The sequence below is a fragment of the Bradyrhizobium sp. SHOUNA76 genome, from assembly GCF_023006445.1.
In the GTDB taxonomy this organism is placed as follows: Bacteria; Pseudomonadota; Alphaproteobacteria; order Rhizobiales; family Xanthobacteraceae; genus Bradyrhizobium.
Window position 1 is genome coordinate 1 of record NZ_JALBHA010000256.1, and the last position, 8,787, is coordinate 8,787.

General features: G+C 64.4%; 10 protein-coding genes. 3 read left to right on the plus strand and 7 right to left on the minus strand.

What is annotated here, in order from left to right; genetic code table 11:
• A partial coding sequence (locus tag MOV74_RS23170) for an NUDIX hydrolase (protein WP_246927421.1) occupies window positions 1-485 on the minus strand: 485 nt, incomplete at its 3' end.
• 66 nt (window positions 486-551) lie between these two features.
• Window positions 552-1,415 (minus strand): archaetidylserine decarboxylase, encoded by an 864-nt coding sequence (gene asd / locus MOV74_RS23175; RefSeq protein ID WP_246927432.1) that lies wholly within the window; start codon window positions 1,413-1,415, stop codon window positions 552-554.
• 35 nt (window positions 1,416-1,450) lie between these two features.
• On the opposite strand from asd, the gene MOV74_RS23180 reads away from it, so the two are divergent.
• Complete coding sequence (locus MOV74_RS23180; RefSeq protein ID WP_246927434.1) at window positions 1,451-3,115, plus strand: aminotransferase class III-fold pyridoxal phosphate-dependent enzyme; 1,665 nt, start codon at window positions 1,451-1,453, stop codon at window positions 3,113-3,115.
• A 251-nt stretch (window positions 3,116-3,366) separates the two neighbouring features.
• On the opposite strand, the gene MOV74_RS23185 is transcribed toward MOV74_RS23180, so the two are convergent.
• The 3 genes from MOV74_RS23185 to MOV74_RS23195 form a co-directional block, all read right to left on the minus strand.
• Entirely contained in the window at window positions 3,367-4,026 is a 660-nt protein-coding gene (locus MOV74_RS23185) for a hypothetical protein (RefSeq protein WP_246927436.1), read from the minus strand.
• Between the two features lie 126 nt (window positions 4,027-4,152).
• Window positions 4,153-4,842, minus strand: a complete 690-nt coding sequence (locus MOV74_RS23190) for a methyltransferase domain-containing protein (RefSeq protein WP_246927444.1) — start codon at window positions 4,840-4,842, stop codon at window positions 4,153-4,155.
• Between the two features lie 35 nt (window positions 4,843-4,877).
• A complete protein-coding gene (locus MOV74_RS23195) occupies window positions 4,878-5,930 on the minus strand; it encodes a glycosyltransferase family 1 protein (RefSeq protein WP_246927446.1) in 1,053 nt (350 codons plus the stop codon).
• Between the two features lie 274 nt (window positions 5,931-6,204).
• Here MOV74_RS23195 and MOV74_RS23200 point away from each other — a divergent pair, with 274 nt between their 5' ends.
• Both MOV74_RS23200 and MOV74_RS23205 read left to right on the plus strand, forming a co-directional pair.
• Complete coding sequence (locus MOV74_RS23200) at window positions 6,205-6,921, plus strand: L,D-transpeptidase (protein ID WP_246927453.1); 717 nt, start codon at window positions 6,205-6,207, stop codon at window positions 6,919-6,921.
• Between the two features lie 113 nt (window positions 6,922-7,034).
• Window positions 7,035-7,457 carry a c-type cytochrome gene (locus tag MOV74_RS23205; protein ID WP_404979161.1) on the plus strand — a complete coding sequence of 141 codons (423 nt, stop codon included), beginning with the start codon at window positions 7,035-7,037 and terminating at the stop codon, window positions 7,455-7,457.
• Window positions 7,458-7,495: 38 nt separating this feature from the next.
• Here the strand turns inward: MOV74_RS23205 and MOV74_RS23210 are convergent, their stop codons facing one another.
• The gene (locus tag MOV74_RS23210) at window positions 7,496-7,762 is read right to left on the minus strand and encodes a hypothetical protein (protein ID WP_246927455.1); all 267 of its coding nucleotides are present in this window, start codon (window positions 7,760-7,762) and stop codon (window positions 7,496-7,498) included.
• Window positions 7,759-8,553, minus strand: coding sequence for a DUF899 domain-containing protein (locus MOV74_RS23215; protein ID WP_246927457.1), 795 nt, complete (start codon window positions 8,551-8,553; stop codon window positions 7,759-7,761). Before MOV74_RS23215 ends, MOV74_RS23210 begins: the two co-directional genes overlap by 4 nt.
• Window positions 8,554-8,787 lie beyond the last annotated feature (234 nt).

Genomic DNA, 8,787 nt, shown 5'->3' on the forward strand with positions numbered 1-8,787 from the left:
GTCAGCGTCCGCAAGGCCGCATCGATGTCGTCGGGCACAGCTGGCGTCGCCTCCGGCGCGGACGCAGGCGCCAGTCCTGCTGCCGCGAGCGCGATCGGGCCGGTCTGCGTCAGGAACGCGCGCTCATATTCGCGCGACAGCCGCGAAATCGCATCGTCCAGCGTCAACCAGTCGACCGCCTTGATGTCGTTCATCAGCTTGCGGACCGGACCGCCTTCGGCCTCCATGCGCCAGAAATGCACGACCTTCGAGCGCCCGCCGGACTGGTAAACGAGCGTGCCGAGGAATTCATGGACGGCGACATCGTGGCCGGTCTCCTCCAGCACCTCGCGATGCGCGGCTTCCTTCGGCGTCTCGCCGTCGTCGAGCTTGCCCTTGGGCAGAACCCATTCGTTGCGCTTGCGCTGGCGCACAACCGCGATCAGCGGCACAGCGCCTGGCCGCAGCACAATACCACCCGCCGCCATCACCGGCGCCCGCGCCATCACCAAATCCGTGGTCTAGAATCGTCCCCACGGACGATATAGGCCGCGGGCGCGGCGGATTGAAGGCTACAATCTTTTCAACAGAGCTTGACCTGCGCGAATGCGCGTGCCCTCGGCGACGCCGTCGCAGAATGTGAAATCGCCGGGCGCAAGGATGATGATGGTCGAGCCGTGCTCGAACCAGCCAAGCTCCTCGCCCTTGGTCACGCTGACGTCGCAGGGGAAGTTGACCGGGCCGCGCGTCTGCGCATTCAGCACCATATCGAGGAAGTGCAGGCGGATGCTCGCGACCAGGATTGCCGCGACAGGCACCAGCGTCACCGCTTCGCCGGTCGCCAGATGCGTGCGGATCACGGCACGCTCGTTCTTGCAGAACAGACGCTCGACCCGCTTCAAGGCGATCGGATTGACATTCCAGACGTCGCCATGGATCAGCGTGACGCGTTCGATATGCGCGTCAAAGGGCGCGTGGAAGCGGTGATACATGCTGGAGGTCAGCCGCAGCGTGACGAAGGAGCCGTTACGGTGCTGGTCCGCCAGCGCGGTATCGCCGACGAGGTCGAGCAGGGAATAGGGCGCGCCCTTGACCTGGAACAGCTCGGTGTCGGCGATCCGACCATGGGCACCGACGATACCGTCCGAGGGGCTGGCGACGATGGAAGGGTCCGGATCAAACAGCCGCAGGCCCGGCTTCAGCTCCCGGGTGAAGCAGTCGTGCAGACTCTTAAAATGGGTCTTGCGGGCCTCCGACAAATCGAGGTCGGAGAACAGCTTCCACAGCGAGATCGAGAAGTCTCGCACAAGCGGATTCTCGATCTTGGAGAACCAGCCCATGAAGCGGGTCAGCGCGGCGCGGGGGATGCGGTTGGTCAACAGGAAGTTGAGGTCTTCCTGCTGGGTGAAAGAGGCGATGAGGGCTTTGACTGTCATGAATCTGTCAGCTCACAGTATTAGCGCTTGTTGTCATGGAAACGACACTCCCGATTCTCTCGATGTCCGTGGCCGCCGCAGCGTCTGCTGCCGCCGTCCTTCCGAAGCTCAAGGCGCGGATCGAGCTCTCCCGCGCCAAGCACCGCTCGCTCGCCGGGCACTCCAAGATGTCGCGGCGGGTGGCAAAGCTGCTCCCGTTCTACGAATTCACGGGTGACCAATATTTCGGTTGCGACGGCGCGCCCGACAACGTGGTGAAGCAGCGCAAGGAAGCCTTCTTCCGCCTTGCAGCTCTCTACGCCGAGCGCTACCCCAAGGGCCGCGCGATGACGAAGGAAGCGGCGGAGACGATCTCCGACCTGCACTTCACCGAGACCTACCGCGTGCCGTTCCAATTCTCGCGTCTCGTCCGCGAGCATCTGGGCACCTCGACCTTCATGGAATCGTCGAGCGGCGTCACCGTCACGGATGTCGACGGCAACACCTCCTACGACCTCACCGGGTCCTACGGCGTCAACATCTTCGGCAACGACTTCTACAAGGAGTGCATCGAGGGCTCGGAGAAGCGAGCGCATGCGCTGGGTCCTGTGCTCGGCCCCTACCATCCCGTCATCCTCGATAACGTGCAGCGGCTCTGCCAGATCTCGGGCCTCGACGAAGTTTCCTTCCACATGTCCGGCACCGAAGCCGTGATGCAGGCGGTGCGGCTGGCGCGCTACCACACCAAACGCACGCACCTGGTTCGTTTCGCCGGCGCCTATCACGGTTGGTGGGGCGACGTGCAGCCTGGCGTCGGCAATCCCATTGCCGCGCACGAGACCTACACGCTCTCCGAGATGTCGGAGAAGACGCTGCACGTGCTGAAGACGCGCAAGGACATCGCCTGCGTGCTCGTCAATCCGCTGCAGGGCCTGCATCCGAACGCCAACGCGCCCGGCGATTCCTCGCTGGTCGATTCCTCCCGCGGCGGCAATTTTGACCGCACGGCTTACACCGAGTGGCTCACGAGGCTGCGCGAGGTCTGCACCGAGCGCGGCATTGTGCTGATCTTCGACGAGGTGTTCGTCGGCTTCCGCCTCGCTGCCGGCGGCGCGCAGGAATATTTCGGCGTCAAGGCCGACATGGTGACTTACGGCAAGAGCCTCGCCGGCGGCCTGCCGGTCGGCGTGGTCTGCGGCAGACGCGAATTGATGCGCCGCTTCCGTGACGATCGTCCCGCCGACATCTGCTTCGCCCGCGGCACCTTCAACTCGCACCCCTACGTCATGACGGCGATGGACGAGTTCTTGAGCCGCCTCGCCAGCCCGAATTTTCGCGCGGTCTATGAGGGTCTCGAGGAGACCTGGAATGGCCGCGTCCGAAAGCTCAACCAGATGATGACCGACGCCGAGCTGCCGGTGCGGTTCGCCAACTTCTCGTCGATCTGGACGGTGAAATACACCACCCCGTCCCGCTACAATTGGATGCTGCAATATTACCTGCGCGCCGAGGGTCTCGCGCTGAGCTGGGTCGGCACCGGCCGCCTGATCTTCAGCCTCAACTACACCGACGCCGATTTCGCCGAGGTCGCCGAATGCTTCGTCCGCGCCGCCGCAAAGATGAAGGCCGACGGCTTCTGGTGGCACGACGGCGTGCTCACCAACAAGCAGATCAAGCGGCAGATCCTGAAAGAGATGCTGGCCAAGCGCTTCAAGCGCTGAGGTTTTTCCTTCTCGCACCACCGTCATTCCGGGGCGATGCGCAGCATCGAACCCGGAATCTCGAGATTCCGGGTCTGGTCCTTCGGACCATCCCGGAATGACGGAGTCTGTGGCGGCGTTCGATCCCACCTCCCCGCACGCGGGGAGAAGCGAAGGAAACACCGCCGCAGCCCCCAACACGTGGATGCCCGGGACAAGCCCGGGCATGACGTCACCATCAGACATCGGAGTGTCTTGTGAGACCAGCGCGCTCAGGCGTGCTGCTCTTCGAGCGTGGGCTCGCCGATGAGGCCTAGCGTATGCTCCGGATTGAGGTGCAGGCCGGGATCCATCAGCTCGCCGCGCATCAGGGCGAGCGGAGCGCTGCGATAGAGCATCAGGTCGTGGAACGGATCAGTCAGGATCTTGGTCATCCAGACGAGGCCGGTCTCGACGTCGCGGATGAAGAACAGATGCACGGTGCGGAACAAGAGGCCGCCGCCGCCAACCACTAGCCAGATCTTGGCAACCTGCCGCATGAAGTCGGTCGCGCTCGCCCAGGGCGTGAACAAGCCGAACAGCGTCGGATCGAGGAACAGCACCAGGGGCGATGCCGCCCAGATCGCCATCAGCACCACCTTGCGCTGAAGGTTGTAGCCGACCTTGATCTCTTCCTTGTGCTCGTGCGTCGCCTGGTTGATGTGATCATAACCGTGCGGCTCGAAGAAGAAGTGACCGGCCTGGCGCGAGGTCATCGAGACCAGCCAGCCGACCAGCGCGGAGATCATGGGATCGACGAACAGCCAGACATAGGCGAAGAGAAAGCTCAGCGCGCTGACGAAGTGCAGGCTCTGATTGATGCGGCTGTGGTGATAGTAGCGATGGTCGTCCCAGCGCTGGATGCGCAGCTGCTCGAGATAATTCTTGATCATGCTCTTCCCCAAAATGCTTTCGGATACGGGATTTAAAGGGATTCGATGTAGGCCGTGTGACATCATCATTTTGTCATGTGACGATGTGCAGCGGCGCGATGACGCACGCGACGCGTGAGCTTCAGGTCACGCCGCCTTGGCGACGTCGACCTTGCGGAAGCGCACCAGCGAGAAATGACCGAGCGGCGGAATCAAACGGCGCTCGGCGAGCTCGATGCCGTGGGCACCCGCCAGCCACTTCGCATAACGCGACCAGGCGAACTCGGCGGTGCGGAAGCCGAGCGGGCGCACCACCGGCTGCAGCTTCTGCTCGATGAAGCGGCGCATGCCGGCATCCGCGCTGACGCGGGTGAGAATGATCAGCTCGCCGCCCGGGCGCAGCACGCGGGCGAATTCGTCGAGCGCCATTTCGGGGTTCGGCACCGCGGTGACGACATATTGCGCCATCACCACGTCGAAGGAATTGTCGGAGAATTCGAGCTTCTCGGCGTCCATCACCGCGAGGCCTTCGACGTTCTTCAGCCCGCCCTCGGCAACGCGGCGGCGCGCCTTGTCCAGCATCGCTTCCGAGATGTCGGTGCCGAAGATACGGAGATTCGGGGCATAGAGCGGCAGCGAGATGCCGGTGCCGACGCCGACCTCGAGCACCCGGCCGCCGATCTTGTTGGTGGCCGCGATCGCCGCCTGCCTGCCCTTGGCGAACACGCCACCAAACACAAGGTCGTAGACAGGCGCCCAGCGGTCATAGGCCTGCTCGACCGCGCCACGGGTGAGGTCGAGCTGCTGAGTGCCGTCAAGGTTCATGATCTTAGCCATCGGTGAGGTTCTCGCTGTGGTTCAAAACGGAGAGGTCAACCGCGCACCGGCCGCCGCGCCATCCGAGGCAAGGCGCGCAAGGCACGGCTGGGCTGAAGTGAGGTGAGATTGCCGACGAACTGGCGCGCGCTGTTTTCCCAGGAACGCTCCAGCGCGAAGGTGCGGCAGGTCTGGCGCGACATGGTGAGTGCGCGCAGGCACGCGGCGCGCAGATCGTGGTCGATCGCGCCGATCGGATGATCGGCGATCACGTCCTTGGGCCCCGTGACGGGAAATGCCGCAACCGGCGTGCCGCAGGCGAGCGCCTCGAGCTGCACCACACCGAACGTATCGGTCAGGCTCGGAAACACGAACACGTCGGCAGCGGCGAGATGCGCGGTGAGATCGGCCCCCTTCTTCTCGCCGAGGAAGACGGCATCGGGATATTTCCGTTCGAGCGCGGCCTTCTGCGGGCCGTTGCCGACGACGACCTTGGTGCCGGGCAGGTCGAGCGAGAGGAATGCTTCGAGATTCTTCTCCACCGCCACGCGGCCCATGGTCATGAAGATCGGACCCGGCAGATCGAGCCTGGCCGGAGCGTCGGGATGGAACAGCTCGGTATTGACGCCGCGGGTCCAGAAGCCCAGCCGCTTGAAGCCGCGCTCGAACAGCTCCTGCCGCAGCGAGGGCGTCGCCACCATGGTCATGGCGGCGGCATCGTGGAAGTGGCGCAGCACGGCATAGCCGACAGCGGCGGGGATGCCGGTCCGCACCGAAACATATTCCGGAAAGCGCGTGGTGTAGGAGGTGGTGAAGGCAAGCCGGTTGCGCCGGCAATAGGCGCGTGCGGCCCAGCCGATCGGCCCTTCAGTTGCGATATGCAGGGCTTCGGGCGCGGCCTTCTCGATCCGGCGCGCGATCTCTTTGCTGCTCGGCAGCGCGAAGCGCAGGCCCGGATAGGTCGGCAGCGGCCAGGACGGAAAGCCATCGGGCGTAAGAAAGTCGATCTCGACATCGAGGGCCTTGGCCGCATTCGCCAGCGAGGTCAGCGTCCGCACCACACCGTTGACCTGGGGATGCCAGGCGTCAGTCGCGATTAATACCCGCATGGGAAAATCCCGAGAGTTTGATGATTCTCAGGCATCGACCATCAACGAAGGATATTTCAGGCGTGTGACGTCATAGAAGTGTCGGCGGGCCGTTTTGTTCGTTAACGGGTCGGCGCGGCCACGAAACTGTCATGAAACAATCCTTGCCGCCGTGAAACCGTTTTCGGTTTTCCGCGCAAATGTCCCGAAACGTTTCCCCGTTAGTGATTGACGCAACGGAGCACCGAAACGGTGCCGCGGTGGTCAACGACACCGAGCAAACAGGGGCGATCACATGTTCAATCTGGATACCTTCAAGACGTTTTCGCGCGCCGTTGCCTTTGGCGCAGTCGCGGTTTCCGCAATTGCTTTCGCAGGAACGGCAAAGGCCGCCCCCGTGCAGCTCTTCCCCTTCTTCCAGCCGCTGCCGCCGTTCGCCGCGCCGCAGCCGATCCAGCCGTATCAGCCCTACCAGGCACCGACCTATCAGACCGAGCCGTCCGAGGATCAGGACGCCGTGGAGATGCCGGCACGCTTCCGCCGCCAGACCGTCTCCTACGCGACGCGCGAGGCGCCGGGCACCATCATCATCGATACGCCCAACACCTATCTCTATTATGTGCTCGGGAACGGCCAGGCGCTGCGCTACGGCATCGGTGTCGGCCGCGACGGCTTCACCTGGTCCGGCGTCCAGTCCGTGACCCGGAAGGCCGAGTGGCCGGCCTGGACTCCTCCGCCGGAGATGATCGCCCGCCAGCCCTATCTGCCGCGCCACATGGCCGGCGGCCCCGGCAATCCCCTCGGTGCCCGCGCCATGTATCTCGGCGGCACCATCTACCGCATCCACGGCACCAATGCGCCCGACACCATCGGCAAGCGCGTGTCCTCCGGCTGCATCCGCCTGACCAATGACGACGTGTCCGACCTCTATTCCCGCGTCAACGTCGGCACCAAGGTGATCGTGCTGCCGATGACGGAGCGCCGTGCGGATCTCGGATCTGCCACGCGCTAACGCGACAGGACATTCTGACGCAAACGGCCCCGGAACCCACCGGGGCCGTATTCGTTTGCCCTCGACATGTCGAGGCGCGCTTGCTGCGGCGCGGTTCTCTGATGGAGGCGCAAATGCTACCACGCCCGCAACCCTCGCCATATCAGTGGCTGCACGCGGTCGCCGGCGCCGGAGCACTGACGCTGCTCCTGTCCGCGCCTTCCTCGCTCGCACAACAACCCGCCGGTGACGACCAAGGCCATCAGGCCTTCAACAATTCCTGCCGCACCTGCCATTCCGTGAAGGAAGGCGACAATCGCCTCGGTCCCAACCTCAACAAGATCGTCGGACGCAAAGCCGGCTCGCTGCCGAACTACAACTACTCCTCATCGATGAAAGACGCCGGCTTCGTCTGGGACCAGGACAAGCTCACCCGCTTCATGGTCAAGCCCGACGAAGTCGTGTCCGGCAACAAGATGCAGCCATACGGCGGCGTCTCGGCGGAGGAAGCAGGCAAGGTGGTGGCTTATCTGAAGGCGGCGGGTGGGCAGCAGTAACGGCCCACCCGAAAAGGCTGTGTCGAGGTCGCCGGCCATCACCGCCGTTCCGCAATCAGCCGCAGCCATGCCGCCGAATGAAACGCGCTCATCAGCAGATACATCGGCACCATCCCGCCGAGCACGGAGCCGTGCCCTGCGGCACACAGCATGTCCGCCGGGCCACCGCCGCCGATCATGGCCGTTAGCACGGCCATGATCGCGAAGGTCGGCGTGGCGGCCAGGCTAAGCCATCCGGCGAGGTGGCGCGCGGCTACGACGCCATCGCCGCCGGCGTCAGAAGCCGCGTTGACGGGAGAGGTCATTTCCGTTCTCCCGCGGCCTCCTCGCGAAAGGCCTTCTCGCCGGCGTCGGAGATCTCGACCCATTTCTTGTCGGGCGCCGCGCCTTCCGTGTAGCTGTCGTGCCAGTTCCACCATTTGTAGGTCGGCGTCTGCGGATAGCCTTGCGGCGAATCCTCCCAGACCTCCTGCCGGCCGAGCGGCGTGATGTCGAGGTAGTTCCAGGTGCCGCCCATCTGCTCGTCGCCGCGGCTCTTGACGAAATAGGTACGGAAGATGTGCGTCCCGTCGCGGTAGAACACGTTGGTGCCGTGCCATTCGTCGACGCCGAAATCGGCGTCGAAACTGTCGGTCACGGTGACCCACGGCATGGTCCAGCCCATCCGCTGCTTCAGCCGCGCAATGTCGGCCTGCGGCGCGCGCGATGCGAACACGAGCGTGGTGTCGCGGGCGTTCAAATGCGCGACATGGGCGACCTGGTCGGCCACCATGGAGCAGCCCCGGCAGGCGTGATCGGGCCAGCCGAACACGCCGGGCTCGAAGAAGGCGCGGTAGACGATCAGCTGCCGCCGGCCCTGGAACAGTTCAGCCAGACTGAGCTTGCCGCCGGGCCCCTCGAACGCATAGGTTTTAGTCACTTCCATCCAGGGCATGCGCCGGCGCTCGGCCGCCAGGGCGTCGCGGGCACGAGTATGCGCCTTTTCCTTCACGAGCAGTTGCTGACGGGCCGCCTCCCAGTCCTGCGACGACACCACTGGCGGTGTCTGCATGGCGGTCTGTCCGTTGGTCCCTGCTTTGTCTGCTGACGTCATCATGGTTCTCCAAACTTCCTGTCCGGGCGGCCATTCCGCGTCTTGCAGACGCGGAACCGTTCGCCCCTCGCCGCATGGTGTCGGCCGTCAACGATTTCTGGCACCAAGCGGTTGCGCGGCGGGAGTAACAAGTGTGGCGGGATTGACATGGAGTCGCTGATCACGGCCGCGGCGCGCGCGTTGGAGGCGGGCGATCCGCTCGGCGCGCTGAACCGTGTTGCGCTGCGCAACGATGCG

What these genes read in the sequence shown, in the direction of transcription:
- MOV74_RS23215 (WP_246927457.1), bottom strand. Translation starts at nt 8,553, where the DNA reads ATGATGACGTCAGCAGACAAAGCAGGGACCAACGGACAGACCGCCATG.
- MOV74_RS23195 (WP_246927446.1), bottom strand. Translation starts at nt 5,930, where the DNA reads ATGCGGGTATTAATCGCGACTGACGCCTGGCATCCCCAGGTCAACGGT.
- MOV74_RS23200 (WP_246927453.1), top strand. Translation starts at nt 6,205, where the DNA reads ATGTTCAATCTGGATACCTTCAAGACGTTTTCGCGCGCCGTTGCCTTT.
- asd (WP_246927432.1), bottom strand. Translation starts at nt 1,415, where the DNA reads ATGACAGTCAAAGCCCTCATCGCCTCTTTCACCCAGCAGGAAGACCTC.
- MOV74_RS23180 (WP_246927434.1), top strand. Translation starts at nt 1,451, where the DNA reads ATGGAAACGACACTCCCGATTCTCTCGATGTCCGTGGCCGCCGCAGCG.
- MOV74_RS23210 (WP_246927455.1), bottom strand. Translation starts at nt 7,762, where the DNA reads ATGACCTCTCCCGTCAACGCGGCTTCTGACGCCGGCGGCGATGGCGTC.
- MOV74_RS23190 (WP_246927444.1), bottom strand. Translation starts at nt 4,842, where the DNA reads ATGGCTAAGATCATGAACCTTGACGGCACTCAGCAGCTCGACCTCACC.
- MOV74_RS23205 (WP_404979161.1), top strand. Translation starts at nt 7,035, where the DNA reads ATGCTACCACGCCCGCAACCCTCGCCATATCAGTGGCTGCACGCGGTC.
- MOV74_RS23185 (WP_246927436.1), bottom strand. Translation starts at nt 4,026, where the DNA reads ATGATCAAGAATTATCTCGAGCAGCTGCGCATCCAGCGCTGGGACGAC.